Annotated in this window: 25 protein-coding genes and 2 pseudogenes; 12 read left to right on the top strand and 15 right to left on the bottom strand. The window is 59.1% G+C overall.

Annotated features, from left to right (window positions below; translation table 11 throughout):
- Positions 1-189: 189 nt before the first annotated feature.
- Positions 190-1,539: an ATP-binding protein gene (locus F8N85_RS26730; protein WP_191636268.1), complete on the bottom strand. Its 1,350-nt coding sequence runs from the start codon at positions 1,537-1,539 to the stop codon at positions 190-192.
- Complete coding sequence (locus F8N85_RS26725) at positions 1,536-2,246, bottom strand: response regulator (RefSeq protein ID WP_150806506.1); 711 nt, start codon at positions 2,244-2,246, stop codon at positions 1,536-1,538. The genes F8N85_RS26730 and F8N85_RS26725 overlap by 4 nt, the downstream gene beginning before the upstream one ends.
- 268 nt (positions 2,247-2,514) lie before the next feature.
- On the opposite strand from F8N85_RS26725, the gene F8N85_RS35185 reads away from it, so the two are divergent.
- The 3 genes from F8N85_RS35185 (at position 2,515) to F8N85_RS26710 (ending at position 3,851) form a co-directional block, all read left to right on the top strand.
- Positions 2,515-2,694: a hypothetical protein gene (locus F8N85_RS35185; RefSeq protein ID WP_224795752.1), complete on the top strand. Its 180-nt coding sequence runs from the start codon at positions 2,515-2,517 to the stop codon at positions 2,692-2,694.
- Between the two features lie 48 nt (positions 2,695-2,742).
- Positions 2,743-3,411 carry a DUF3313 domain-containing protein gene (locus tag F8N85_RS26715; RefSeq protein WP_150806535.1) on the top strand — a complete coding sequence of 223 codons (669 nt, stop codon included), beginning with the start codon at positions 2,743-2,745 and terminating at the stop codon, positions 3,409-3,411.
- 215 nt (positions 3,412-3,626) lie between these two features.
- Positions 3,627-3,851 (top strand): hypothetical protein, encoded by a 225-nt coding sequence (locus tag F8N85_RS26710; protein ID WP_150806504.1) that lies wholly within the window; start codon positions 3,627-3,629, stop codon positions 3,849-3,851.
- A gap of 117 nt (positions 3,852-3,968) precedes the next feature.
- Here the strand turns inward: F8N85_RS26710 and F8N85_RS26705 are convergent, their stop codons facing one another.
- The gene (locus F8N85_RS26705; protein WP_150806503.1) at positions 3,969-5,501 is read right to left on the bottom strand and encodes an MFS transporter; all 1,533 of its coding nucleotides are present in this window, start codon (positions 5,499-5,501) and stop codon (positions 3,969-3,971) included.
- A gap of 173 nt (positions 5,502-5,674) precedes the next feature.
- Here F8N85_RS26705 and F8N85_RS26700 point away from each other — a divergent pair, with 173 nt between their 5' ends.
- The gene (locus F8N85_RS26700) at positions 5,675-6,562 is read left to right on the top strand and encodes a LysR family transcriptional regulator (protein WP_150806502.1); all 888 of its coding nucleotides are present in this window, start codon (positions 5,675-5,677) and stop codon (positions 6,560-6,562) included.
- A 38-nt stretch (positions 6,563-6,600) separates the two neighbouring features.
- On the opposite strand, the gene F8N85_RS26695 is transcribed toward F8N85_RS26700, so the two are convergent.
- The 4 genes from F8N85_RS26695 to F8N85_RS26680 all read right to left on the bottom strand — a co-directional run bounded on the left by F8N85_RS26695 (position 6,601) and on the right by F8N85_RS26680 (position 9,886).
- On the bottom strand, positions 6,601-8,055 hold the full coding sequence (locus tag F8N85_RS26695) for a TrkH family potassium uptake protein (RefSeq protein ID WP_150806501.1): 1,455 nt from the start codon (positions 8,053-8,055) through the stop codon (positions 6,601-6,603).
- 326 nt (positions 8,056-8,381) lie between these two features.
- The gene (locus tag F8N85_RS26690; protein ID WP_150806500.1) at positions 8,382-8,972 is read right to left on the bottom strand and encodes a histidine phosphatase family protein; all 591 of its coding nucleotides are present in this window, start codon (positions 8,970-8,972) and stop codon (positions 8,382-8,384) included.
- Between the two features lie 51 nt (positions 8,973-9,023).
- Positions 9,024-9,536: a DUF6644 family protein gene (locus tag F8N85_RS26685; RefSeq protein ID WP_150806499.1), complete on the bottom strand. Its 513-nt coding sequence runs from the start codon at positions 9,534-9,536 to the stop codon at positions 9,024-9,026.
- The gene (locus tag F8N85_RS26680) at positions 9,536-9,886 is read right to left on the bottom strand and encodes a DUF6152 family protein (RefSeq protein WP_150806498.1); all 351 of its coding nucleotides are present in this window, start codon (positions 9,884-9,886) and stop codon (positions 9,536-9,538) included. Before F8N85_RS26680 ends, F8N85_RS26685 begins: the two co-directional genes overlap by 1 nt.
- Before the next feature lie 226 nt (positions 9,887-10,112).
- On the opposite strand from F8N85_RS26680, the pseudogene F8N85_RS26675 reads away from it, so the two are divergent.
- Positions 10,113-10,794, top strand: a pseudogene (locus tag F8N85_RS26675) (cation:dicarboxylate symporter family transporter); the annotation flags it as partial.
- A gap of 49 nt (positions 10,795-10,843) precedes the next feature.
- Here F8N85_RS26675 and F8N85_RS26670 read toward each other — a convergent pair.
- Positions 10,844-11,263: an organic hydroperoxide resistance protein gene (locus tag F8N85_RS26670; RefSeq protein WP_150806497.1), complete on the bottom strand. Its 420-nt coding sequence runs from the start codon at positions 11,261-11,263 to the stop codon at positions 10,844-10,846.
- 243 nt (positions 11,264-11,506) lie between these two features.
- Between F8N85_RS26670 and F8N85_RS26665 the strand changes: the two genes are divergently transcribed.
- On the top strand, positions 11,507-11,938 hold the full coding sequence (locus tag F8N85_RS26665) for a DUF1801 domain-containing protein (RefSeq protein WP_224795751.1): 432 nt from the start codon (positions 11,507-11,509) through the stop codon (positions 11,936-11,938).
- 173 nt (positions 11,939-12,111) lie between these two features.
- Here the strand turns inward: F8N85_RS26665 and F8N85_RS26660 are convergent, their stop codons facing one another.
- From F8N85_RS26660 to F8N85_RS26650, 3 genes are all read right to left on the bottom strand, one after another.
- Complete coding sequence (locus F8N85_RS26660; protein WP_150806534.1) at positions 12,112-13,359, bottom strand: MFS transporter; 1,248 nt, start codon at positions 13,357-13,359, stop codon at positions 12,112-12,114.
- Positions 13,346-13,888 (bottom strand): Chromate resistance protein ChrB, encoded by a 543-nt coding sequence (locus F8N85_RS26655; protein WP_150806495.1) that lies wholly within the window; start codon positions 13,886-13,888, stop codon positions 13,346-13,348. Before F8N85_RS26655 ends, F8N85_RS26660 begins: the two co-directional genes overlap by 14 nt.
- Positions 13,889-14,009: 121 nt before the next feature.
- Positions 14,010-15,215 (bottom strand): MFS transporter, encoded by a 1,206-nt coding sequence (locus F8N85_RS26650; protein WP_150806494.1) that lies wholly within the window; start codon positions 15,213-15,215, stop codon positions 14,010-14,012.
- A 155-nt stretch (positions 15,216-15,370) separates the two neighbouring features.
- On the opposite strand from F8N85_RS26650, the gene F8N85_RS26645 reads away from it, so the two are divergent.
- The gene (locus F8N85_RS26645; RefSeq protein WP_150806493.1) at positions 15,371-16,312 is read left to right on the top strand and encodes a LysR family transcriptional regulator; all 942 of its coding nucleotides are present in this window, start codon (positions 15,371-15,373) and stop codon (positions 16,310-16,312) included.
- 58 nt (positions 16,313-16,370) lie between these two features.
- Here F8N85_RS26645 and F8N85_RS26640 read toward each other — a convergent pair whose 3' ends face one another.
- The 3 genes from F8N85_RS26640 to F8N85_RS26630 all read right to left on the bottom strand — a co-directional run bounded on the left by F8N85_RS26640 (position 16,371) and on the right by F8N85_RS26630 (position 19,460).
- On the bottom strand, positions 16,371-16,853 hold the full coding sequence (locus F8N85_RS26640; protein ID WP_150806492.1) for a cupin domain-containing protein: 483 nt from the start codon (positions 16,851-16,853) through the stop codon (positions 16,371-16,373).
- 162 nt (positions 16,854-17,015) lie between these two features.
- A complete protein-coding gene (locus F8N85_RS26635; protein ID WP_150806491.1) occupies positions 17,016-17,636 on the bottom strand; it encodes a dihydrofolate reductase family protein in 621 nt (206 codons plus the stop codon).
- Between the two features lie 225 nt (positions 17,637-17,861).
- On the bottom strand, positions 17,862-19,460 hold the full coding sequence (locus F8N85_RS26630; protein WP_150806533.1) for a winged helix-turn-helix domain-containing tetratricopeptide repeat protein: 1,599 nt from the start codon (positions 19,458-19,460) through the stop codon (positions 17,862-17,864).
- Between the two features lie 256 nt (positions 19,461-19,716).
- Here F8N85_RS26630 and F8N85_RS26625 point away from each other — a divergent pair, with 256 nt between their 5' ends.
- From F8N85_RS26625 to F8N85_RS35180, 5 genes and pseudogenes are all read left to right on the top strand, one after another.
- Entirely contained in the window at positions 19,717-20,478 is a 762-nt protein-coding gene (locus tag F8N85_RS26625) for an SDR family oxidoreductase (RefSeq protein WP_150806490.1), read from the top strand.
- Positions 20,479-20,558: 80 nt separating this feature from the next.
- A complete protein-coding gene (locus F8N85_RS26620) occupies positions 20,559-20,972 on the top strand; it encodes a cupin domain-containing protein (RefSeq protein ID WP_150806489.1) in 414 nt (137 codons plus the stop codon).
- 91 nt (positions 20,973-21,063) lie between these two features.
- Entirely contained in the window at positions 21,064-22,161 is a 1,098-nt protein-coding gene (locus tag F8N85_RS26615) for an HlyD family secretion protein (RefSeq protein ID WP_150806488.1), read from the top strand.
- Entirely contained in the window at positions 22,158-23,750 is a 1,593-nt protein-coding gene (locus tag F8N85_RS26610; protein ID WP_150806487.1) for an MFS transporter, read from the top strand. Before F8N85_RS26615 ends, F8N85_RS26610 begins: the two co-directional genes overlap by 4 nt.
- 158 nt (positions 23,751-23,908) lie before the next feature.
- Positions 23,909-24,013, top strand: a pseudogene (locus F8N85_RS35180) (metallophosphoesterase); the annotation flags it as partial.
- 211 nt (positions 24,014-24,224) lie between these two features.
- Here F8N85_RS35180 and F8N85_RS26600 read toward each other — a convergent pair.
- A complete protein-coding gene (locus F8N85_RS26600; protein ID WP_150806486.1) occupies positions 24,225-25,271 on the bottom strand; it encodes an ornithine cyclodeaminase in 1,047 nt (348 codons plus the stop codon).
- Positions 25,272-25,297: the final 26 nt, after the last annotated feature.

Genomic DNA, 25,297 nt, shown 5'->3' with positions numbered 1-25,297 from the left:
GACGCGCCCCTGGGGATGTGCAACAGTTCAGGCCGGCCTGCCTTGGTTTTCGGCAGACTGCATGTGGCCCCATTGCCTTGACCGGCGAACTGCCCGAAAGCCACGTGCAATCAACTTGCTAAAACACTAACGCTTGGCGTTTCCGTCATCGCCGGGGGCCATACCCTCAGCCCCAAGGTATCAACCAAACTAAAGCCGATTCAAGAACGTATGGGGCAACTCAACGTGTGCAACGAGTCCGCCGCCATTACGGTTTCGCAGTAGCAGCTCTCCGCCGTGCTGGCGTGCCATCGCCCGCGCCGAGGACAGGCCAAGACCCACGCCGCCGGAGTTACGGTTGCGAGAGGGTTCAAGTCGGAAGAATGGGGCGAAAACATTCTCCAGCTCCGCTTCGGGAATCCCTGGGCCTTCATCGCTAACCTCGATGCGGACCGAGCACGTGTCACTGATCAATTCGATGCACGGTCGTTGCGCATACTTCACGGCATTTTCCAGCAAATTGGCAGTCACCCTCTTAATGCCCACTGGGCGGCCGAAAAACACCAGATGGGGCGGTCCTGCAAAACCGACGACGATACCCTGATCGCTATAATCATCGATCACAGTTTGCAGCAGCTCAGAGAGGTCAAAACTGGTGGCTTGTTCCTGCAGTGCTTCGTCGCGGAAAAACCCCAGAGCTGAGTTGATCATCGATTGCATTTCATCCGTGTCGCGGATCAGCTTGCGTTGCTGCTCAATGTCTTCAATAAACTCGCAACGAAGCCGTATACGCGTGAGTGGCGCGCGCAGGTCGTGGGAGATCGACGCTAGCATGTGCGTGCGTTCGGCGATGAATTGCTGAATTTTCGCCTGCATGGTGTTGTAAGCAATAATCGCTTGGCGAATTTCATGCGGCCCTTCGATATCAATGGGAGGGGCGTGCAGGTCCCCACCAAAGCGTTGCGCAGCGCTGGTGAAGCGCTGCAGAGGGTTAGCCAACTGGTGTGTCGCGAACCAGGCCACCAACCAAGTTGCAACCAGGCCTAGGGCAATGACGATGGCAAAACGCAACGCAGAGCTCATCCCCCAACTGCGTTGCGGTGGCGTAAACGACAACCAGCTATCGTCGGCCAGTTGTACCAACATCACATAGCGAGCGTGCGGGCTATCAGCGGGCCAATTGGCGGGCTGCAAGACTTCAATTTTGTGTTGTGTCTCCCCCAGCAATTGACGCAGAACCGGCGAACTGTTCGGGCTGACCAAGGTACCAGACATAGGCAGTTCGAAACCGCTTCGGCGTTCGCTCCATTGCACCTCAAGTGTCGGATTGCTCGCTGCGGAAGACAACTGCGCGCGCATTGCCGGGGGCGCCGCCTGGATGACTCGCGTCGTAGCAGCGACCTGATCCAGCAAGCCGATTTGATCTACGGGCGGTTTGGCCCAGACACCGGCGACCTGCACAAACAGGGCATAGAGTACAAGCGAGGCCAGCATCGCCGCGACAATGGTCAATGCAATCCGGCGTCGAAGAGTGTCAACGTGCGGAATCAGACGAATCACGTCCGCGTCACCTTGGCGTTGAACATATATCCGCCATTGCGCACGGTACGAATCAGATCTGGACGTTTGCTGTCCGGCTCTATTTTTCGTCGCAGGCGGCTGACCTGCACGTCGATGCTTCGATCAAAGGCTTCATGATTCTGCCCCCGAGTCAGGTCGATCAATTGTTCGCGGGTAAGGATACGTTCAGGGTGTTCAAGAAAGACCACCAGTAGATCGAATTCACCGCCAGAGAGCGGAATCATGACATCAGCAGACGAACGCAGCTCGCGGCGAGTGATGTCCAGATGCCAACCAGCGAAGCTGATAACCAGCCGTGCATCTTCGATACGCGGGTGGACAGGATCACTGGCGCGGCGCAGCACCGCGCGTAACCGGGCAAGCAACTCTCTAGGGTCGAAAGGCTTGGTCAGGTAGTCATCGGCACCCAACTCCAGGCCGACAATACGGTCACTCAACTCGCCCATAGCGGTCAGCATCACAATCGGAATGCGAGTGTTTAGCCTCAATTTCTGACAGAGGCTTAGACCACCCTCACCAGGAAGCATCAGATCGAGAATGATGAGGTCCGGCCGCTTGCGCTCGATGGCCGCCCACATCGCTTTGCCATGGGTGGCCAGTTCCACTTCATAGGCATGCAAGAGAAAGAACTTCTCTAGCAGCAATAGGATTTCCACATCGTCGTCGACGATCAGTAACCTGCTCACATTCAGCGATCCATGGTGCAAAAAAGGAGGTATCTAAAACTATTCTGGCGTTACGGTCATTTATTTCAATCGAGAAACATTTCTACTTCCTGGATATAAATCAGACATCTCCTGGCAAAAACGCTCAGGCAAGCTGTGCGCAATCCATTCCGGAACGCCCTCCATACAGACATTGAGCAGCCAAGACAAATGCACCAACTCTTTGATCCTGACGCAGCGCACCAGCAAGGTCTGGAGCAACGATCCAGTACTTTTCCAAGAGTCGCGTATGGCACTTTCCAGCGATCGCGAACGTGTCGTCCTGATCCGCTATATCGAGCGCTACAGTCCGGGGTGCGGCCAATGGGTGGAGTACTCCCACTCTGTGCCGATCTCCGAGTTCACTCAGTGGATCATGGCTAATGGCGAACTGAAAATCGAGGACTCAGAGGGCCGCCCAGGCACCTGAGCTCTACACGTACCACCAATGAAAAATATCGTTTCAGGAACGCCAACAATGGGAAGAAGTATCTCGCTGCCGCTAATGGCTGCCCTATCCATTTCGCTCACCGCGTGTGCCAGTAAAACCATCACACCCGAAGAGTATTCGGGCTTCTTATATGACTACAGTCAACTGACGGAAAAAAAGCTTCCCTCCGGGAAAGTTGTGCTGACTTGGGTGAGCCCGACTCTCAATATCAACCATTACAGGCGTGTGTATATCGAGCCGAGCGTATTCTATCCAGAAGTGCTGCCGACCGAACGCGCTCCGCAGTCAACGCTCTCGGCCGTGACCCATTACTACGATGCCGCCCTCAAACACCAACTGGGCAAGGTCATGACTGTCGTCGCGACCCCAGGCCCCGACACACTAATCGTCAGGCCCTCCATCATCTCGGTCGCGGCCAGAACTCAGAGCTTGCGATTTTATGAGTGGCTTCCCGTGACACTGCTTGCTGCCGGCGTCAGCACGGCTACTGGCATCCGCGACCAAGACAGTGAAATCACCACCGAAGTAGCTGTTCTGGATGCCGCCGATCATGACGTTGTGGCGCAAATAGTGCGCAAAGAAACTGGCCTGACACTGGAAAATGATAAGCAGGTCATGACATTGGATGATTTCAAGCCGGTGCTCGATGGCTGGGCCTTCGATATGCGGCAGGTCTATTTATCCGGCGGGAAATAAGTACTCGCAGGTTGCCGCGCAACGATGTCTATCCCTTCAAGTATGGCCTGATTAGCTGCTCCAAGTCTGGCCCCAGTGTTTCCCGGTTTGTTGAACTGATCACAATCGATGCCAGCGAGAGCCTGTTCGGCAGACTACAAATCATACGAAAGCTCACTCACTCTATCGCTGGGCAATAGTACGTTTGCGCAAGTAGCGATGGAGCTACATCGTGAGTGTGTAGATGCAAGGAGACCATCGTCGCGGGGGTGTACAAGAGCTACGACGACTACATGCAGCATGTGCGCTCGGATCATGCCCGGTTCTGCGGCTGCAGCGCCGACCGCTTTGCCACGCAATTTCGCGCCCGGCCCGACTCTAATCTGCGCAAGGTGGAGGCATTGCGGCACGAGTCGATGAAGGCCTGCGGGCTGGCGGATCAGTCGCATAACCTGCATTGAAGTGGCCAGCACCGCTGGCTTGATGCGATGAGCCGAGTCGAGCCGTCCCGGCTGGATACCCGCGTATAGCCCGATGCCCTGTGCGGTCGGGGGACCGAGAGCCTGTCCCAATCGAATTCATGCCGCCGCTCCCACTTCTTCATGCGCACGCGATCGACCCAGCAAGGCGAACACCAGCAACGCAGTCAGTGCCGAAGATGCGGCCAGGACGTACAAGACCCAGCGCAATGCCTGGTCGTAGGTCGCCAGCAGCAAGGCGCGCTCTCCGCTGACAAGGGCACTGGCCTGTGCCAGATCGCCGAGCGCGGCGCGATTGGCGACCTCGATCACAACCGCTGGATCGGCCGCGGTCAAGGTGCCGAGCAACCCGCCCTGAATCAAGAACGCCAGCAGCGCGCCCGCCACTGCGATGGCAATCCCGTCAGCCGAAACACGCACGCAGTTGAAGATGCCGGTCGCCATGCCTGTACGTTCTTTCTCCACCACGCTCACGGCCATGCCATCCATCAGCCCCCAAGGCAGGCCAATGCCTGCGCCGATCAGCGCCAACGGCGCTATCAGCGCAGGGCCGGCCCCGCCGGACAACACCTGGCTCAACCAGACCAGTCCGGCCGCCACCAACAGCAGCCCGACGCCAGACAGCATGCCGGAGGTGAACCAGCGCGACAACAACGCGGCAAGGAACGGCACGACCAGCAGCGGCGCTGCCAGGGCGATCATCATTTGGCCCGCTTCCAATGCGCTCAGTCCGTCGATGCCGATGAAGCGGCCCGGCAGCATCACGATCAGTGTGACAAAGAAGAAGGCCGGCGATGCGGCCAACACCTGCACACCGACGAAGCGGCCACTGCCGAACAACGACAGGTCGAGCATCGGGCGCGCGACGCGGCGTTCGATGCGTACAAATGCGATGAACAGCCCGACTGAGGCCAGCAGCGTGCCGAGCACCGAAGCGCTGCGCCAGCCTTCTTCCGGCGCCAGCAGGATGCCGTAGGTGAACAAGCTCAGCGCGGCGGTGAAGCTGAGGGCGCCGGGCCAGTCCAGGCCGGTAGAGTCTGGGTCTCGGGACTCCGTGGCGCTGATCCACACCAGCAGGAAACCGGCCACCCCGATCAGCGCCGTCGCCAGGAACACCCAGTGCCAGCCCGCCACCTCCACCAGCCAGCCTGCCGCCAGCGGCCCGAAGGCCAGGCCGATGCCAAACGTGGTGCCGAGCAGGCTGAACACACGTGTGCGGATCGGGCCGTGGAAGGTCTGCGCCAGCGAGGACATGGCGCCCGCGAAGGCGGCTGCGCCGCCCAGCCCTTGCGCAAGGCGCAGCCCGTCGATCCAGCCGACCGTCGGCGCCAGCGAGATTAAGAGTGTCATCAGCACGAATAGCGCCAGGCCAACCAGCCACACGCGCTTGCGGCCATAGGTGTCGGTCAGGCTGCCGGCCGCCATCATGGCGCTGCCGTAGGTCAGGATGTAGCCGTTGACCACCCAGTTCAGTTGCACCGCCGTCCCGCCCAGTTCCTGACTGATGGACGGCAGCACGACGGCCGGCCCAGTGAAGCACAGCGGGATCAGGATGCCGGTAAGGCAGGCGGCGAGCAGTTGCAGCCAGTCGCGTCCGGTGGTACCGCTTGTGGCGGTCAGGGCTTGTGTCATGGGAAACATCCGCAAAGAGTCAGTAGAGGGTCAGGCAGACGCCAAAGCCGTATCTCGAAAGCCAAGACAGCCGCATCCAACCTGTGCAGCCGTCAGCGTAAGTGCGGGCTCGATTAAGAAAAATGGGCTAAGGTTCCGAACATATCGGACAAATTTTCTTGGAGCGGTGAAGAATGGACTCCCTCAATGGCATCGCGTTCTTCGTGCAGGCGGCGCAAGACCGTAGCTTTTCGCAAGCCGGGCGCGTGCTCGGCGTCTCGTCTTCCGCCGTGGGCAAGAGCGTGGCCCGGCTGGAGGAGCGGCTGGGCGTGCGCCTGCTCCACCGCAGCACGCGCAGTATCACGCTGACCGCCGAGGGCACGCTGTTCCTGGAGCGTTGCCGGCGCATCCTCTGCGAGGTCGAGGCGGCGGAATTGGAACTGTCGGAAACCCGGCAGGCGCCCCAAGGCAAGCTGCGCGTTAGCATGCCGCTGGTCAGCAGCTTGGTCATGCCGGCGCTGACGGCCTTCATGCACCGCTACCCCGCCATCGAACTGGACGTGGATTTCTCGGATCGGATGGTCGATGTAATCGAGGACGGATTCGATGTTGTCATTCGCACCGGAGAACCGACTGATTCCCGGTTGATGTCCCGTGCACTGGGTACCTTCAAGCTGCTGCTAGTTGCCTCGCCCCGGTACTTCGCCGCGCGCGGCACTCCGCGCGTGCCCGCCGACCTGACGGGCCACGCCTGCCTGCAACACAAGTTCCCGAGTACCGGTAAGTTCGAGTCGTGGCCCTTGCGCAGTCCGGAGGGCGAGGCAGAACCCGTCCTCTTGGCCTCGATGGTGTGCAACACCACCGAGGCCCTGTTTCACGTCGCCCGCGATGGCCTTGGAATCGCCTGCCTTCCGGATTTCATGGTGCGCGATGCCATCGCGGCCGGCGAACTGGTGAGGGTGCTGGACGACTACAACCATCATCAGGGCACCTTCCGCATGCTCTGGCCGTCGAGCAAGCACCTGGCGCCGAAGCTGCGCGCGTTCATCGACTTCATGGGCGCGGAGCTTTTCAAAACCTGATCCGGACGCCAGTGTAAAGTGCGCTCCTGCCAACCCGATCAGTACCTCCAAAAGACTGGTGTGAGCAGCACCAGCACGGTCAAAATTTCCAGCCTTCCCAAGAGCATGCCGATGGTCAACAGCCATTTTGCTGCATCCGGCAAGGTCGAGAAATTGCCCGCAGGACCAATGATCGTGCCCAGTCCGGGGCCAACGTTGCATACTGCGGTGGCAGCACCGCTTAAAGCAGTCGTCCAATCAAGACCGATCAGCGCCAACCCCAGGGCAATGCCACCGATGGTGATGGTGAAAAAGAATGAAAAGGTCAAGAGCGAGCGCGCGATGTCTTCGTCAATCGGGTGGCCGTTGTATTTTTTCCGAATGACCGCACGAGGATGAATCAGTTGTTTCAGGCTGCCCACCAGCAATGAGGAGGCGACCTGAAAGCGGAATATTTTAAGCCCTCCCGCCGTAGACCCGGAGCAGCCGCCGACGAAGGTCAAATAGAAAAACAGCAGAACAGCAAAGCTGCCCCATAAGGTGTAATCCCCGAGGGCTAAACCGGTGGTCGTGACCACCGAGGTCACATTGACGGCCACGATTCGAAACGCTTCCCACCAGCCGTAGTCACTGTTAAAGCACAACCACGTACCCAACAGCAGCCAGGTAATCACTAGAAACCCAATGAACCCTCGCACCTGATGGTCTTTTAATAATGCACTTCTGTTGCCCCGTAGTGTGGCGACATACAAAGTGAAAGGCAGGCTGCCGAGTATCATGACGACCACGGATATCCAATGAATAGCCGGTTGAGGCCAGTGCGCCAGAGATGCATCCGAGGTTGAAAAGCCGCCCGTTGAAATAAATGACATCGCATGATTGATCGCTTCGAAAGGCGTCATGCCCGCTACCCATAGCGCCAGAGCGGACACCCCGGTCAGCCCGAGGTAGAGCACCAGAATATATTTCGCCGCGACGTGAGAGCGTGGTGTCACTTTCTCTGACCAGTCTGAAGATTCTGTCTGAAACAGACGCATGCCGCCGACTCGCAACAAAGGCAAAATCGCCACAGCCATACCGATAAAACCGATTCCCCCGAGCCAGTGCAGCATCGAGCGCCAAATCAGTAATCCTGGTGACGCGGTATCCAGCCCCGTCAAAATCGTCGAGCCGGTGGTGGTGATGCCGGACATCGTTTCAAAAAATGCATCGGTATAGCTGATGTGATGGATGAGCACCATCGGCAAAGCCGCAAAGGCGCAGACGACAACCCAACTGGCCGTGGTCAACAGGTACATATCTCGTGGACGAAGTTGGGCAACCTCTGGACGCCCGCGAATAATCAACGCCAGCCCACAGACGAACGTGATCAGGCTCGACCAGAGAAACGCCGACAGATCATCACTGCGGTCATAAACCACCAGCGTAAACATGGGAATCACCATGCTCACGGCCAATGTGATCAAAAAAATACCCAGGATAAATCCGATAAGCCGCAGTACTGCAATGGACATAAAAGACGCCTGGCTGATGAGCGTCGCACAGTATCGATTGACTCAACATGGCTGCCCGTAAAGTTTGCGTAAAATTCACCAGTGGAACTGAGTCCATCTGATCGGCATCAGCTATCTGCGTGAACACTTAGCCAAAAGCGTCGCGACTGACCATGTCCGCGGTCACTGTAGATTCCTGAACTTCTATTCCTGTGACCTATGGCCCGCGGGCGATGAAACCCTCAGAAACCATAGCAAGGATTCGTAGAAGCGTTTTTACACACTCTGGACTCACAGCAGACATACCGGCCACTGACTCCACAGCCAGGCATGAACCCGCGACCAGCCTAACGCTCAATACTCAGCCTCCCGATGACTTTGAATTGTTCGTCCCCCTTGGGCACTGCAATGACCATTTCCCCTGAGGCCACGGATAAGCCGGTCAGCGCCAGGATGTTCTGGTTATGGGTAACGAAAACCAGATTTTCTGCAGACGGTCGCCGCTTGGCGGCCGCGAACACTTGCCGCATTTTTTCTTCGCCTGCAGTACCGGTCTCCCTGAACATCGAATCAAGCATCGGCGCGGGAGTCACGCTGCCAAAGGCCAGTTTTGCGGTCTCGAGACATCGGCACCAGCGGCTGGAAAGCACCTCACTCACAGGTACTCCACGGCGGCGGAAAGCCTCGCCAATATGCTGCGCGTCGATACGTCCCTGGGCCGACAAATTGCGCTGTGTGCGGCAATCATCGAGCGTAAAGCCTGGAGGATCGCCGATGCCGGGCTCGGTTATGGCGTGCCGCATCAAGACGACATATCCGCCGGATTTGAGCGCCGCCCAGATGCCTTCTTCATCTGGAAGGGCTTCGGAGAAGGCGAGCGGCTGGCCGAAACTGAATGCAAGTGCAAACAAAAGCCCGGATAACAATGTGCGGCGCATAAGAGTGCCCATGGTCGTGAGTGACCGCCAGCAACACGCCATGTTGCCCTGTCAGGTATAGGCCAGCAGTCGACCGCAGAGCACCACGGTGATCCACAACATAATCGACAGCATTGCCTGGATTTTTGCTATTCCAGGCGCCGCGGCGCCGGTGTTCCACTGGGCCACCGAACGGAACACACCCACGTGGAAAAGGGCCGCATTGAGGCCCGCGGTACCGATCAGGCAAAGCTTCAGAATAAAAATGCTGTTGGATGCGAAGTCATGTGGGTGTGCTGAAAACATCATCAGCCCAGCCGGGACGATCAATAGCAGGCCAGCGACTCCCCACTTCAGGAGGTGGTGAGCCAGTGCCGTCACCGGAATATCTCTCGACAGCCCGAGAACCCGCAGATCGAACATGACGACAGAGCCGACGAGCACCACGAATCCAATGATGTGAACCACCTCGACTATCGGATACAGCCACAGCTCGCTGCGCATGGCCGAACCGAGTTGCGAGCCATCCACATAGTCCAGCCAGCCTTCGGGACCCGATCCACCGCTGGTACCGGTTGCCTGCATCAGCGTAACTCGGTGGTCTTGTTGTCGACCGTGATGCTTTCTGCCCGCAGCTCATCGGGCTTGTTGCGATTCTGATAGCCGACCACCGTGGCTCGATTACCGACACTCAGCATTTCCTTGGAAAGACCCCGATTCTGCATGCGCGATGGCGGCGCCAGCACGACGTTCCAGGTCTTGTCGTCGGTCTTGAGACGCACGAATCCATGTGGGTGGGAATAGCCGGATTCCTCGATCGTCCCGTCCAGCTGCAAGGTTTTGCTCGAGTCGTACTCACTCCAGCCGTGATGAGCGAACACCGCCGATGCCACCAGTAACAACGAGAGTCCAAGGGACCCAAGCAAGCGTTTCATGGCGCGATCTCCTGTTATGGATCGACGGCAGTCCGTTCTGATCAGGAAGGTCAATCCAGAGAAGCTATAAAAATAGTACAAATCCGTGCTGTTGGCAGGTTAGCTGATTTTTGCTTTTACTGACTCACCGCTCTTGACCGATAGCTGACGCCGGCCAACGACTATTCAGTCGAACGAAGATTGCGCTTCATCCAGGTGATCGATGTCGACCAGCGCCAGCGTGGGCGTCTACCTGACCTGCGCGGTGTTCGTGATCTTCGTGCTTGGGCCGATCTGCCGCGACAGCGGTTTCAGCCTGTGGAAGTTTCTGAAATTCATCAAGGAAGAACTGTTCACAGTACTGGGCACCAGCTCCTCGGAATCGGTGCTGCCGCAGATGATTTCCAAGATGGAAAAGGCCGGTGTTTCCAAACCCGTTGCCGGGATGATCATTCCCTCGGGCTTGACCTTCAACCCGGATGGTCAGGCGATCTATTGCACCATCGCCGCCATCTTCATTGCGCAGGCAACGAACACCCCGTTGACCCTGACTGATCAGTTGATCGTACTGGCAGTGCTGATGTTCACCTCCAAGGGCTCTGCGGGTGTCACCGGTTCGGGATTCATCATTCTTGCGGCGACGCTATCTTCCCTCGGCACCATTCCGGTGGCGGGCATGGTGCTGTTGTTAGGCGTCGACCGGTTCATGTCGGAAGCGCGCGATCACCAACACCATCGGCAACGGCGTCGGGACCATGGCCATTGCTAAATGGGTCGGCGCGCTGGACATCGTAAAGATGCACAAAGCGCTTAACGGGGAGGTAGAAGAGGAGAGGCCCGAGGCGGTTCAAGCAGACAGTATTGCTGTTGCGTCATCGACGGCAGCCAGTCCCCTGTTGCCTGACTTCAAAAGCGTCTCTCAGGGGTAAGCGTTCTGGCGATGAGCATCGCAGGGGTCATCGCCAGATTGTCGATCTGTTAAACCAGATTGATCTCGACGTCGATGTTGCCATGGGTCGCTTTGGAGTACGGGCAGGTTTCGTGTGCCGCCTCTATCAGTGCCCGTGCGAGAGCCGGATCCACTCCCGGAAGACTTACATTGAGGCGCGCGCGGAGGAAAAAGCCATTCCCGGTCTTGCCCAGGTCCACCTCGGTATCGACGGCCAGGTTGGCAGGCAGAGCCACCTCCAACCTGGCGGCCGCCTTGCCAATCGCGCCGATGAAGCAAGCCGACCAACCCGCAGCCAGCAGCTGTTCGGGATTCGTGCCAGTACCTGAAGAGCCCGGAGGGGAAAGCTTGATGTCCAAACGTCCATCCGAGCTTCGAGACTCACCGTCGCGGCCTCCGGTAGTGTGAGTCTTGCCGGTATAAAGCACGTTGTCGAAGTGATTGATCATGGAGGGGTTCCTGCTAAGGTTGGGGACTCTTTACCATTTATGTCGGTAGCGTTATCGGGTAACACCAGGATTCCGAGGCGGGTGATTCTTTCACTCACATGTACTTCAGATGTGTCGTGAAACGGCGCTTGTGTAACGTTGTGTAAGATCGCCGGAAAAAATACAGACCGTTACAAATTACCGGTCAGCGATACTCAAGTGGCGGGGGGAGCGAGAACCATCATGAAGAGAGCGACAACCAGCATGAAGAAGGCAACGATCGACTCAAAGGAAGGCGATGGAGGAGGCTCTGCCTCTGAGCTGATAGAGGCGAGAATCAAGGCGCTGAGTGATTGGCGGGGCGAGATGCTCGCTCGGGTCCGAACGCTCATCAAGCAGGCCGACCCCGAAGTGCTCGAGGAATGGAAGTGGAGGGGGGTGCCGGTGTGGTCGCACGGCGGAATCATCTGCACCGGTGAGACGTACAAGAATGTCGTGAAAATGACCTTCGCCAAGGGCGCCTCGCTGGATGACCCTTCAGGTCTCTTCAACTCCAGCCTCGAAGGCCACACCAGACGTGCCATTGATTTCCATGAGGGCGACAGGATTGATCAAACAGCCTTGAAGGCGCTCATTCACGCCGCCGTGGCTCTCAACATGTCGGTGCGAGCGGCCCGCGCCAGACCGGCTGAATGAGCTGCCCTGCGAAACCCTGATTCGGTCTCATCGACAGCCGACAGCGGGGCCGCTTTTGGACCCGAAGCAGACGGCCTTGCTGTCCTGTCTGAATGACCTGCGTAAATGTTCAATGAGCTGATTGATTGAAGGTCCTTGAATGGCCGGTGGCTCCGGGATTTCATCGCTCGTTGCTATCGAACCTGGACTCTCGTCCGGATCACCCACAATCCCAGCAAAGTCAGAACAGCGAAGCCCGCTCCCATCAAGAAAGTGCCTTGGAGACCTACCGTGTCCCACAACGCTCCAGCGATCACACTGGCCAGCAGCAAGGCTAACCCGGTCAACAGATTGAACATGCCAAATGCCGTCCCGCGCAGTTCAGCCGGCGCGCAATCGGCGATCAGGGCGGCGAATATCCCTTGGGTAAACCCCATGTGCAGCCCCCATAGAACGACGCCGACGACCAGGCCACCAATACCCGGCGCGAACGCCAGCGTCAGGTCGGCAGCAATCAGCACGATCAGACCTGCGCCGAGCACCGCGACGCGGCTGACACGATCAGACAAGGCCCCGGCGGGATAGGCTGACAGTGAGTAGGCCACCCCCATCAGGACAAGCACCGCGGGCGCCCACATCGGCGACAGCCCGACGGCCTGACCGCGCAGAATCAGAAAGGCTTCGCTAAAACGCGCCAGGGTGAACACCGTAGCGACTCCCACCACCCACCAGTAGCCAGCGCCCAGCCGGGCCAATTCCCGCCGGCTCAAAGGCGCACGCACACGCTGCGTCCCTTCCACTTGTTTGGGCTCATGAACGAACACCAGCAGCACCGCGACGGCAAGGAAGGCCGGGATGACGGCCACCCAGAACACCGTCTGGAAGTGGTTCGCGGTTAGCCACATCAGCCCGATCGCCAGCAACGGTCCCAGGAATGCGCCAACGGTATCCAGAGTCTGACGCAGGCCGAAAGCCGCCCCCCGTATCGCCGGCGGCGTGATGTCGGCCACCAACGCATCGCGCGGAGCGCCGCGAATACCTTTGCCAATGCGGTCGATAAAGCGCGCCCCGGTCAGCCAGTCCAGCGAGCCCGCCAAAGGAAAGATCGGTTTGGACAGCGCCCCCAGCCCATAGCCCAGCGCCGCGAGCAGTTTGCGCTTGCCCAATCGATCACTGAGTGCCCCGGAGAATACCTTGGTGATTGAGGCCGTAGCCTCGGCGATGCCTTCGATGAGGCCCACCATCAAAACGGAGGTGCCCAGTACTGTCACCATGTAGAGCGGCAACAGTGCGTGGATCATCTCTGAGGAGATGTCCATCAGCATCGAGACGAAGCCCAACGCCCAGATGCCGCCAGGCATGGTGCGCCAGACGTTGACGGTTGACGCCTTCTCGATTGGCGCAGTATTCGAAGTGCCATCCGACTTGTCAGTGGTTTTCATCATGAGCCTCGAAAACCTGTTTGGCATAGGCATCCAAAAGCGCCTCGCACCCCTGCAGCCGCGTCGCCGCTACCTCGGCCAGTTGCGCTCCATAGAAATCGAGCTTGCGGATCTTCTCGAACCAGCGCTGCAATTTCTTCAGGTCGGTATCTTCCTCCTCCAGCTCCGCGTAGGTGAACTTCTGGATCGCCACCTCCTTGGCGATCTCGGCTTCGAAGTCCGTGCAGCGGCCGAGGAACTCGCGGTACTGGTCGTCCCGATCGGCTTTGAAACGAGCGACGACTTTGTCTTCCTGCGCACGGTCCAGCGCCACCGTCTCGAGGATCACACAATCACCCCCCATGCCGGCGATATCGTTTTCAATCATCTGCAGTCGGCGCACATGGTCATCGGTCTTGGGCAATAGGCACACCCCGCTTTGCAAGTACACGGCCCCCATGGCTTTCACGCGGCGCCACAAGGCAATGCGTTTGGTGGTCGGCTCTGCCGGGACTTTGTAGGTGATCAGTAGCCAGTTTAATGCGCTCATGGATACTCCTAAAATGTAACGATGGTTACATCCTATCCGAACTGAATCCAGAAACCAAACAGCTGAGAGACAGTCGAGGGGAATCGCAACCCTGGTTAGCAGCCTGCTCAGCGGCTGCCCCTCAATCCGCTTCGTTACCCGTTGTCTTGCTCAAACAGGAGGCGCCCAGGAAGTAAAACGATCCACCCGCAACAATGAAAAGGGCGAGCATGTAGAAGATGTAATGGGCAGGCTGGGTCGCCAATACGACTCCGCAAAGCACCGGACCCAGTGCCGCACCGAGGTTGGACAGGTTTTGCGCGCCGTAATACATGCCTCGCAGGTGGTCGGGAGCGATTTTGTCGATGAACATGTATTCAGCGGGGAATACGATAATCTCGCCGACAGTGAAAATGGCCATGGATATCACCCAGAGCACAACACTGGTCGACAGGGCGAAACCCGCCAACCCCATCATGAACATACTCAGTCCCGCCGCCAGCCACAGGTTCAGGTGCCGGTGGGAAATTTTTCTGCCAATGGAGTATTGCAAGCTGATCACCATCAGCGCATTGGTCGCCACAACGGTACTGATGATCTGATAGGTGGCTTCAGGCGTTGTCGTGACCACCAGATACTGCGAGAGATAAGCCGTGAACTGGCCAAAGACCACGGCGCTGAGCAGCCCGCCAAGGGTGAAACAGACCAACCGATAATCCTGCAGCAGAAGTTTTCCCAGGGCCAGAAACGGTGCGGGTTTCTGAGTCGCATCCACGGCGGTCAGGTCTCTATCGCCCCAAACGAAATAGATGAAGAAGAACCCGGCGCCAAGTCCGGCAGACAACAGGAATGGCAAGTTGATATCCAGCTTGGCCATGCCGGCTCCAAGAAATGGGCCGACGGCATACCCGACATTGGTTAGCGTGTATTTGATCGAGAACACTTCGCTGCGATCACTGGCGGGAAGCAGGCTGCCAAATCCTGATTTAACCGCGATATCAATGACCGCATAAGCCAGGTTGATCAACACCAGGCAGAGGTAGAACAGCCAAAGATCGCGAGCCAGAAACGTCCCTAGAAACCCCAGTGTGAACACACCGCAAAAGCTCGAAATCAGCCGGTAACTGGACATCTTGTCGACCAGAAAGCCACCGTAAAGACTCAATAGCGATCCGATGATCAGTGTGCTGCCAATGACCACGCCGATATCGGCGACGCTCAAGCTGAAACTGCCGGAAAGGTAGATGACCAGATAGGGCAGGGTGATTGCTCGTGCCAAGGTCAATATGAGAGACGCTGACAGCAGCAAATTTACTGTCGTCGGATAGTTTTTTAGCGTTGTCAGCATCCTTGCCTCATCGTTCAGCGGGTTATTTTTATGGAGTTTGCTAGTCGCATATCGTTGATGGATGCGATGGACTCAAGCTTACTTGGGAATCCAGTTCTGATTTATGATGTTTTTTATCGAGTCGGTGGAACTGAATTCATGAATACGGGGCGGCTATGTTTTCCTCTGAGCGATTAAAGGGCATTGATGTATTTGTCTGCGTCGCGGACTGCGGCAGTTTCAAGGCCGCTGCCGAGCGGATGAATCTGACGGGTTCGGCGATCAGTAAAAGCATCGCTCGACTGGAGAGCAGGCTGCAGGCGCGCTTGTTTGATCGAACGACCCGGCGCTTGTCACTGACGGAGGCGGGGATTGCGTTCCATCGCACCTGCACAGGCGTGCTGACTGACCTCGAAGAGGCTGAGCTGTCCTTGCATGCCGAAAACACCGAGCCTCGTGGCAGGGTTCACATTGGCCTTCCAGGTGCCTTCGGCCGCTTGCAGGCACTTCCGGTCATACTGCGGTTTGCCCAGGAGCACGCTCAGTTGCTACCGCACATTTCGTTTTCCGACCGTTTCATCGACCCTATCGAGGAAGGTGTCGATATCGTCGTGCGCATCGGTGGTTCGGATGTTTGGCCCGCCGCATTGGGGCATCGCTACCTGGGCAGTGAGTGGCATATCTTCTGTGCCTCGCCCGCGTATTTGAGCAAGCAAGGCACGCCTGAGACCGATCGCGATCTGGAACATCACCAGTGCATCGCGTACGGCTGGGGGGATGGAACGGTCGGCCCTTGGCGTTTTTCAGGAGCCTGCCCAGGCGAAACTGAGCGCAGGGTCATGCCCGCAAGGTTCGTCGTCGGTGATGGCGAAGGCCTGGTGATTGCGGTACTGGCGGGATGCGGTATCGCGCAATTACCGACGTGGTTGATCAAACATCAACTTGAAGAGGGGTCATTGGTTGAAGTGCTCCCCCATTTGGCAACCGATGGTCTGGCGATTAATCTGGTTTGGCAAAAAAGCCGTCAGGCGCTTCCCAAGGTCAGTGCGTTGTTGGAGGTACTTGCAGCCGGTTTGACGCCGTGTGGTGGCAAACCGGGTAGTCCTGTGAATTCGTGATGCAGGCGCATGCTCGACCATGCGCCTGCCTGATGGCCGGAAAGTCAGGCAGATAAGTTCACTTCTTTCTGGGGTCATCCGCGGGATTGAGAAAAGTGATACCCCACGGGCCGGTCCCATGGATCTGTACCACGGTTTCTTCCTGGGTGAATACATACATCGGCATACCAACAGGCATGATCGTGATACCGCCCGGCGTGTAGGCCCTGGCTTTGGCGGGGTCAAATTTGTCGCCGATTCCCAAGTGAAAAGTGCCGGAAATTACAGTGACACGTTCGACCACCGGGTGAGTATGGACACCTATTTTGGAGTTGGCAGGAAGCTTGAGCCGAAAGGTAAACGGATCTGCGGCTTTCAGGTCGCCTTCAATGACTACGATTTGGGCACCAGGCGCGACCGATGGTGCATCAGACCATTTGAGATCAGAGGGTAGAACCGATATGTGGCCCGCCATAGGTTGCTCAGCGCCCGACGCGGCAGACGTCATGAGTGCGGCGAGTGTGAGTGCGCTTGACGCCACAAAGACTCTTAATGTGTACATTTGCTTCTCCCTTGGAAGGAACAATTGTTACTCGCAGCCCCACACTTTATTAAAGCTACTATCGGTCCATAAACAAGCTGGCCTGACGTTTGAGTCAAGGCCGCAACCCGCCAGGGACGTCGGCCTTCAACGAGTTGTCAGGCGTCACTGGCTTTTTTCTGATCAGCGTTCTTCGAACGTTCCTGTGCGCACGTCGCCGCTGCGCACGTAGCGGGTGATCAGCACACCGCCAGGCGTGCTGGTCGAGTGCGCCAAGGTGAAGGCCGACGCTTGTGCGTTGTCGCCGAACAAGCGCTTGCCGCGCCCAAGTACGATGGGAAAAATCATAAGTCGAAACTCGTCCACCAACCCGGCTGCAAGCAGTTGGCGCACCAGATCGCCGCTGCCCTGCGTCAATAGGTGGGCGCCGCCCTGGTGCTTAAGCGCGCGTATCGCGTCGGCAAGGTTGCCCTCCAACGCATGACTGTTGTGCCAATCAAGCGTATCGGATCGATGCGTGGCCACGTGCTTAGGCACGTTGTTGAACAAATCAGCGATGGCGCGGCTGTGTGAATCGGCCGGTACGTGCGGCCAATACGCCGCGAATATATCGTAGGTGCGACGCCCCAGCAGCAACTCGAACGGCTGCGAGAACAGGTCCTGCACGGCCTGGCCGATTTCGTCGGCGTAGGGCACTATCCAGCCACCGAAGCGGAATTCGCCGCTGGTATCTTCTTCAGGTCCGCCGGGCGCTTGAATAACGCTATCGAGACTAATGAAAGCGGCAACGATGAGCTTGCGCATACGCTTCTTCAGGTTCGTCCTCGTGAAAATTCTCGTACAGGGAACGCCTGCGATCACTGCGACCCATCAGATTCATTCCCTAACGATAGTCGAACGAGACTCTGCGAAATCGACAGTGCGAGGCCCTGATGACGCCTGACTACTATCAGGCGACCATGTCGCGTTTCTTGTCGCGATGGCGTGTGAATGACTGTGAGACATCGGCGAGGGCCAAGCGGGCCGCGGTTATTCGGGCAACCCGGCCAGCCGCAGTCCGTCGGCGAACCGCGCGAGATCCTCGGGCTGTTGGATCGGCAGCCAATCCTTCAGCTTGGAGACGCGCAAAGCTGGATCCAGCTCGCGCAGGCGCTGCATCGCCTGCTGCGCTTTGTCCATTCGTCCACTGAGCGCGTGACTGGCCGCCACCAGGGCAACCGGCACCAGGAGGCTGGGCAGGTTCCCCAACGCCTTTTCCGCCCAGGCCGAAGCGGCGTCGAAGTGCCCGGCGAAGAAATGCGCGAGCGCCATCCCGACCTGCATCCTGAACATTTCCGGATCCAGCGGACTCAAGCGGGCGGCATGGGCCAAATGCTCAATCGCTTCGTCTGTTTCACCGCGCAGCGCGCGCAGGATACCGCCCAGGAACCAGACGGGAGCAAGGTTGGGATTGAGCAGGCGTGCCCTGTCGAGCAGGGCAATGCCGCCATCGACATCACCGGTGAGATGGGCCAGTGCATGTCCGCCTCGCGTCAGCGCCACCGCATCATCGCGGCCGAGCGCCACTGCCAGACGCGCAAGCCGCGCGCCCTCGGCGATCTCTCGAGTCCGATCGGTCATCCAGCCATTCACCTTGCGCCAGAAGTGGCACCAGGCTGCCATGCCGTAGGCCGATGCAAACTCCGGATCGAGTTCGATGGCCTTGTAGAACAATGGCAGCGCTTCCTCGATGGCTTCGCGGGTGCCGCTGTGGAGTTTCGCCATTGCGCGCAGGTAATAGTCGTAGGCGTCCAGGCTTTCTGTTGGTTTGCGTTTGGCGCGCTCGATTTCCGCCCGTTCGAGCTGCGGCGCGATGGCGCCGACGACGCTTTCGGCGATTTGATCCTGCAGTTCGAAGATGTCGTCGAGCATGCCTTCGAAGCGCTCCGCCCAGATGTGCGTTCCGCTCGTCGCGTCGATCAGTTGCCCGGTGATGCGTACCTTGTTCCCGGATTTGCGCACGCTACCTTCCAGCACGTAGCGCACGCCGAGCTCCTGGCCGACGCCCTTGACGTCCACCGCCCGGCCTTTGTAGGTGAAGCTCGAATTGCGCGCGATGACGAACAGCCAGCGGATTCGCGACAGGGCGGCGATGATGTCCTCCACCATGCCATCGGCGAAATATTCCTGCTCCGGATCGCCGCTCAGGTTGTGGAAGGGCAAGACGGTGATGGAGGGTTTGTCCGGCAGGACGAGCGTGGACGGAGGCGTTTGCTTCGGGTCCACGGGCGCAGGGTCGTCGATGCCTTTGCGGTCAGGCTGTTGCGCTTCGCCGATCTCGCCGACCTTGATCTCACCGACGAAGCGGTAACCCTTGCGGGCGACCGTGCGCACCAGGCGCTGTTCCTCGCCGGTATCGCCGATGGCCTTGCGCACCGCATTGATGTGGCTGGTGATCGTCGATTCCGAGACGATCCGGCCGCTCCACACCGCCTGGAGCAGGTCGTCCTTGCTGACGACGCGATCGCGGTTGCTGACGAGCTGCAGCAATAGGTCGAAGACCTGCGGCCCGACGGCCACGACTTGCCCGCGCAAGGTGAGTTCCCGGCGCTCTTGATCGAGCACGTAGTCTTCAAACACGAATTGCAAGGTGAGGATCCCCTGGTCGAGCGCCCTCGACTCCGTGTCCGAGCTGGCGATTAGAACGAGGTATCGATAATACGGCAGCGCGTAACCCGCTGCACCGTCCAGCAAGGGATGCCAGTTGCCCACTTGCTTCTTTGGACGAAAAACCAAGCTTGCCCAAAGACAAACTCAAGGCCGGCACAAGGACTTCCCTCACGCGCGCAGGCACTCTTTCTCTACATCGACAGCAATGGTTGCCGTCGGGAAGCGGAGAGAACCCATGAAGATCGTCGTCATCGGAGGCACCGGCCTCATCGGATCGAAACTTGTGAAGAACCTCCGCGAGCGCGGCCATGACGCGCTCGCAGCCTCCCCCAACACCGGAGTGAACAGCATTACCCGCGAGGGCCTGGCCCAAGCGATGGATGGCGCCGATATCGTCGTCGACGTGGCCAACGCGCCGTCGTGGGAAGACCAGGCCGTCCTCGAGTTCTTCGAAACCTCGAGCCGCAACCTGCTGGCTGCCGAAGCGGCCGCCGGGGTTCGCCATCACGTTGCCCTGTCGATCGTCGGCAGCGAACGGCTTCCCGAGAACGGCTATTTCCGGGCCAAAGTCGCGCAGGAAAACCTCATCAAGGCGTCCGGCATTCCTTACACCATCCTGCGTGCCACGCAGTTCTTCGAGTTTGTCGGCGGCATCGCGCAGTCAGCCACCGTCGGCGAGGAGGTTTGCCTGTCGCCGGCGCTGATCCAACCGATGGCGTCCGACGACGTGGCGGCGGCGCTTACCGATGTCACGCTGGCAACGCCGGTCAATGGCACGGTCGAAGTCGCCGGTCCCGAGGCCATGCCGCTCGACGAACTGGTCAGGCGCTTCCTGCGGGCCACTCAGGACACGCGCAAGGTGGTGCCGGACGTGCACGCGCGCTACTTCGGCGCCGTGCTCGACGATCAATCCCTGACTCCCGGCAAGAACCCGCGCCTGGGCGCGATCCGCTTCGAGGACTGGCTCGGTCAGTCGATGGCCCAAGCGGGACGCTGAGGCTCCCGGAACCTTCAGGAAAGCGTAGGCCCGGTAACGGGCCGCGCCTTCACAACACATACCCACCAAGGAGAATTGCCATGGTTACCCGATACCTCCTGGCCGCTGCCTTTGCAGTGCTGTCGATCACCTCAGCATCGGCCGACGAGCGGCCCGCCGGCAAGGTGACGGTCGTATTCGACCGCCCCATTCCCAACATCCCCGGCAAGAGCATGAAGGGCGTGCTGGTCGAGTACGCGCCGGGCGCCGCGTCGCCGGCCCACACGCATCCGAAAACGGCCTTCATCTACGCAACGGTGCTTGAGGGCGCGGTCCGCAGCCGCGTCAACGACGCACCGGAAAAGGTCTACAACGTCGGCGAAAACTTCGTTGAGGAGCCTGGCTCCCATCACCAGGTCAGCGCAAACGCCAGCGACACGAAACCTGCACGCCTGCTGGCCGTGTTCGTCCTCGACAGCGACGAAAAGGTGCTCGTCACGCCCACCGGGAAGTGAGCCCGGCAACGCGCTCATCGACGCCTGACAGCGGGCGGCAGACGACTGCCGCTCGGCTGTAGATCCTTGGCATTAAACAGGAAATGAGAACATGAACGCGCTCCAGGACAAGGCCGCCATTACCACCGGCGCAAGCGCTGAAACCGCTGATGTCGTGGCGCGGCAAGGCAAGAGAAAGAGGATCGGCCTGTTACTGTGCGTCGCTGCCCTGGTGGTCGTGGCAGCCGGATGGACCATGGCTGTTTCAAGTGGCACGACCTCGACCGACAACGCTTATGTCCGCGGCGACGTCACCTCGCTCGCCGCCAAGGTGGCCGGCTATGTCACCGCGCTGGAGGTCGAGGACAACCAAAGCGTCCGGGCGGGTGACGTCCTGTTCCGGATCGACGACCGGGACTACCGCGCACGGGTTGCGCAAGCAGAGGCCAATGTCAGCGCTGCCCAGGCTCGCCTGACCCATGTCGATGCCGAGACCCAGCTTCAGCGGGCCCTGATTCGTCAGGCCGAAGCGCAACGCCGCTCGGCCGCCGCCGGGATGAATCTGGCGAACAAGACCCATGATCGCAGCCGCAAACTGATCCTCAGCAACGCAGTCAGCCAGGCCCTGGTCGACGAAACCGACGCGGCACGCTCCAGGGCCGAGTCGACGGTTTCGGCTGCTTCGGCAACGGTAGACGCTCAACAGCAACGCATCACCGTCCTTGTCGCCCAGCGAGAAGCGGCCGTTGCTGCGGTGACGCAGGCGCAGGCCGCGCGTGATCTCGCCCGGATCGATCTCGACAGCACCGTGGTCCGCGCGCCGGTTGATGGCGTGGTCGGTAACCGCCAGGTCCGCATCGGCCGGTTCGTCACGCCGGGCGTTGCCTTGCTCGATATCGTGCCGGTCAATGATGTGTGGGTCGTGGCGAATTTCAAGGAAACCCAGCTCGAACACATCCACCCCGGTCAGCACGTGCGCATCACGGTCGACGGCTACCCCAACGGGGCACTTGAAGGTGTGGTCGACAGCTTTGCACCGGGTAGCGGGTCGGCGTTCAGCTTGCTGCCCCCCGACAACGCAACAGGGAACTTCGTGCGTGTCGTGCAGCGGGTTCCGGTAAAGATCCGGCTTGCCCACAACCCGTTGCCGGGCCGCATCGTGCCGGGCCTGTCCGCGCGTGTCGAGGTTGTGCAAGGGAGCGGGTCATGAACACGGCTACCACCACGCGGAGCAACGCCAGCGTTACGACCGGCGTTCTACTTATTGCGGGCATCGTGCTTGCCACGCTGACGGAAGCGATCGCCAGCACCGTTCTGTCGCTTGGACGCGGCGACATCATCGGCGACACCTATGCAACGCCTGATGAGTTTGCCTGGCTGGATATCGGCTACACCGCGCTCAAGCTGATCGGGTTCATGACGGCCCCGTGGCTGATGAGCCGTTTCTTTCCACGTAACCTGATCATCGGCTCAATCCTGGTCATGGGCCTGGCATGCGGCATTGCCGCCATCACGGTTCGACTGGATCTGCTGGTCGCGTTTCGAATGATTCAGGGCTTCGCCGGCGGCACCCTGTTGGTCGGGGGGCAGGCGATCATCTTTCGCGCCTTTGCGCGATCCCATCAACCCATCCTTCAAGCCCTGTTTGCCATGGGCGCCGTTGTCGCGCCCGCGACGCTGGCCCCGGCCCTTCAGGGGTGGTTGATCGATAGCCAATCCTGGACATGGATCTTCTTCAGCGTTGTTCCGCTGGCCTTGGCGGCTAGCGGACTGCTGCTGATCGCAGGCGGCCCGATACCCGCCAAGGCCCGGCACCGGCCGTTCGACTGGATCGGCTTCTCGCTGATCTCTGCCACCCTGTTCTGTTTCACTTATGTGCTCAGCCAGGGCAGCCGATGGGACTGGTTCGAGGAGCCTCGCATCCTCTGGATGACGGTGATCGGCGCAGCCGCTCTGTTGGCCTTTCTCGGTCAACAAGTGTTGGCCAAAGGCCAGGGTCTGCTCGACTTCACCCTGTTCAAATCGAGCGATTTTTCCTTCGCCTTTATCGTCAGCTTTGTCGCCGGCGCCGCCTTGTTCGGCAGCGCGTTCCTGATTCCGGCGTTCGCCCTGTCGGTCCTCGCGTTCACGCCCACCGAAGCCGGCCTGCTCCTGTTGCCCAGTGGTGCTTTTTTTATCGGCGCGCTGCTCATTGCTGCCTTTCTCATGCAGGTCCGCCACGTTGCGCCGTTCGCCACTGTGCCCTTTGGCATCCCGATGATCATGGTTGCGATGTGGATGCTGTCCGGTTCGACCAGCGAAAGCGGCACCGACGACATGATGGCAGCCATCCTGTTACGCGGCCTGGGCCTTGGCTTCCTGTTTCTGTCGATCACGCTGATCGCTTTCAGCGACCTCAACAGCCGAAACCTTGCTTGCGGAATAGGCCTTTTCAACACGGGTCGCCAACTGGGTGGCCTTATGGGGGTCGCAGGACTCCAGACGCTGATCGAGCATAACGTTACCGCCAATGCCGTGGTCCTCGGTGCCAGCGTTACTCCCGGTGGGGCCGCGGTCATCGAACGGCTGACGACCACGACGGCCATGCTGTCGGCGAAAGGCATGGATGCCGTGGCCGCTGGCCGGGCAGCGACGAGCCTCCTGGGCCGGGTCGTGTCAGGTCAGTCCACGGTGATTGCCTTCGACTCAGCGTTCATCGCCGTTACCCTGCTTTTTGCAATCGCCGCCCCCATGCTGGTCGGCATCAAGATCGGATTCTCGCGATACGCGAAAGTACGCGCTGCGCGAACCGTCGCGTGAGACAGCCTACGCCAACCAGCACTGGATCGGATTCTCCCTGCGCGTCCTTCGGGTCACGAGAGCCTCGCAGGTACACCACACGATGACAGGACGAGGCTACGGCTTTGATCGCCGTCTATGACTTTGCGAGCTGACCGCGCACGTCGAGGGCGTTTGCCCCCGGCAGCGCTGGACGGCGGCGCTTCAAGCTGCCGGTGACGCTGGCTCTGCTTGAGGTGCTTGAGACCTCAATAGAGCCGCGTCTGGTCTCGCTACTGGAATGACCTTTCCCTGGACTGTCTTGGCAAGACACACATTTCCACCGCCGACAGCTTTGCAACAAAAGCGCCACGAGTTGCGCCCTGAATTCCTTTTCGTAGGTGTTGGTTTCCATGTTAACGGGCGCTCTGGGGCCGGTGAGTTGTTTTGTGCCGACTACGTGAAGGGTCAGGACGTCATCAAGACGCCTCACATTGCGGTGCGGGGCGATGTTGTTCAGGCGCGTCTCTTGTGAACTTCCGTCTTGGCTGTAATCAGACGTGCGTACAGGTCCTTTGGGTTTTCCAGTTCAGGCACCAGTTCAATTTCACGTCCGATATTGCACGCCAGGGCAACGGCCAGGACATATCGCAGCGCTGAATAGTCTTCCAGCGCAAAGCCAACCGAATCGAACAGCGTGACCTCATCTGCATGTTTACGGCCTGCTTCCTGGCCATTGACCACGCGCCAGAATTCGATGACAGGCGAATCGCTGGGCATCTGTTGAATCTCGCCTTCGATACGGCTTTGCGGTTCAAACTCCACGATCACCCGGGAACGCCCGACGATCTCACGGTGCAGCTCGGTCTTGCCCGGGCAGTCGCCACCGACGGCGTTGAGGTGCATGCCGGGTTCGATCATTTCCGGGGTCAGGATAGTGGCGTAGGCCTTGTCCGCCGTCACCGTGGTCACGATATCGGCACCTCGCACGGCCTCGGCAACCGAGGTCGAGATCACGATCTTGAGCGCCGGGAAGCTTTCGAGGTTTTTTGCCAGCTTGCGGGTCGCCTTGGGATCGATGTCGAACAAGCGAATTTCGTTGATGTCCAACATCGTGTGGAAGGCAACTGCCTGGAATTCGCTCTGTGAACCGTTACCAATCAGCGCCATGCTGCGCGAGCCAGGCCTGGCCATGTAGCGTGCCGCCAACGCCGATGTTGCGGCGGTACGAATTGCAGTGGTCAGGGTCATTTCGCTGAGCAGCACCGGTTTGCCGGTGTCCACATCAGCAAGTGCACCAAATGCCATTACGGTGAGCATGCCATTGAGGGTGTTTTTTGGGTGGCCATTGACGTACTTGAAGGCGTACAGCGAGGTATCTGACACTGGCATGAGCTCTATCACACCTTCCTTCGAATGGTTGGCAAGGCGCGCGCACTTATCGAATTCGTGCCAACGTAAGTAATCTTCACGTATGCATTCGGCCATTTCCGCCAAGCACGCCGTCAAGCCTTTATGCGATACCAATTGGGTGAGGTCGTTAACATCGATATAACGGGTCATTCTGTCATCCTTCGGACAAAAGCAAT

It is taken from the genome of Pseudomonas fluorescens, assembly GCF_902497875.1.
GTDB classification, from domain to species: Bacteria; Pseudomonadota; Gammaproteobacteria; order Pseudomonadales; family Pseudomonadaceae; genus Aquipseudomonas; species Aquipseudomonas fluorescens_BR.
This window is presented reverse-complemented; position numbering and strand designations above follow the sequence as displayed.

What these genes read in the sequence shown, in the direction of transcription:
- F8N85_RS26650 (WP_150806494.1), bottom strand. Translation starts at nt 15,215, where the DNA reads ATGCTGACAACGCTAAAAAACTATCCGACGACAGTAAATTTGCTGCTG.
- F8N85_RS26610 (WP_150806487.1), top strand. Translation starts at nt 22,158, where the DNA reads ATGAACACGGCTACCACCACGCGGAGCAACGCCAGCGTTACGACCGGC.
- F8N85_RS26615 (WP_150806488.1), top strand. Translation starts at nt 21,064, where the DNA reads ATGAACGCGCTCCAGGACAAGGCCGCCATTACCACCGGCGCAAGCGCT.
- F8N85_RS26705 (WP_150806503.1), bottom strand. Translation starts at nt 5,501, where the DNA reads ATGACACAAGCCCTGACCGCCACAAGCGGTACCACCGGACGCGACTGG.
- F8N85_RS26660 (WP_150806534.1), bottom strand. Translation starts at nt 13,359, where the DNA reads ATGAAAACCACTGACAAGTCGGATGGCACTTCGAATACTGCGCCAATC.
- F8N85_RS26670 (WP_150806497.1), bottom strand. Translation starts at nt 11,263, where the DNA reads ATGATCAATCACTTCGACAACGTGCTTTATACCGGCAAGACTCACACT.
- F8N85_RS26700 (WP_150806502.1), top strand. Translation starts at nt 5,675, where the DNA reads ATGGACTCCCTCAATGGCATCGCGTTCTTCGTGCAGGCGGCGCAAGAC.
- F8N85_RS26685 (WP_150806499.1), bottom strand. Translation starts at nt 9,536, where the DNA reads ATGCAGGCAACCGGTACCAGCGGTGGATCGGGTCCCGAAGGCTGGCTG.
- F8N85_RS26680 (WP_150806498.1), bottom strand. Translation starts at nt 9,886, where the DNA reads ATGAAACGCTTGCTTGGGTCCCTTGGACTCTCGTTGTTACTGGTGGCA.
- F8N85_RS26600 (WP_150806486.1), bottom strand. Translation starts at nt 25,271, where the DNA reads ATGACCCGTTATATCGATGTTAACGACCTCACCCAATTGGTATCGCAT.
- F8N85_RS26635 (WP_150806491.1), bottom strand. Translation starts at nt 17,636, where the DNA reads ATGCGCAAGCTCATCGTTGCCGCTTTCATTAGTCTCGATAGCGTTATT.
- F8N85_RS26665 (WP_224795751.1), top strand. Translation starts at nt 11,507, where the DNA reads ATGAAGAAGGCAACGATCGACTCAAAGGAAGGCGATGGAGGAGGCTCT.
- F8N85_RS35185 (WP_224795752.1), top strand. Translation starts at nt 2,515, where the DNA reads ATGGCACTTTCCAGCGATCGCGAACGTGTCGTCCTGATCCGCTATATC.
- F8N85_RS26620 (WP_150806489.1), top strand. Translation starts at nt 20,559, where the DNA reads ATGGTTACCCGATACCTCCTGGCCGCTGCCTTTGCAGTGCTGTCGATC.
- F8N85_RS26625 (WP_150806490.1), top strand. Translation starts at nt 19,717, where the DNA reads ATGAAGATCGTCGTCATCGGAGGCACCGGCCTCATCGGATCGAAACTT.
- F8N85_RS26715 (WP_150806535.1), top strand. Translation starts at nt 2,743, where the DNA reads ATGGGAAGAAGTATCTCGCTGCCGCTAATGGCTGCCCTATCCATTTCG.
- F8N85_RS26655 (WP_150806495.1), bottom strand. Translation starts at nt 13,888, where the DNA reads ATGAGCGCATTAAACTGGCTACTGATCACCTACAAAGTCCCGGCAGAG.
- F8N85_RS26645 (WP_150806493.1), top strand. Translation starts at nt 15,371, where the DNA reads ATGTTTTCCTCTGAGCGATTAAAGGGCATTGATGTATTTGTCTGCGTC.
- F8N85_RS26640 (WP_150806492.1), bottom strand. Translation starts at nt 16,853, where the DNA reads ATGTACACATTAAGAGTCTTTGTGGCGTCAAGCGCACTCACACTCGCC.
- F8N85_RS26690 (WP_150806500.1), bottom strand. Translation starts at nt 8,972, where the DNA reads ATGCGCCGCACATTGTTATCCGGGCTTTTGTTTGCACTTGCATTCAGT.
- F8N85_RS26695 (WP_150806501.1), bottom strand. Translation starts at nt 8,055, where the DNA reads ATGTCCATTGCAGTACTGCGGCTTATCGGATTTATCCTGGGTATTTTT.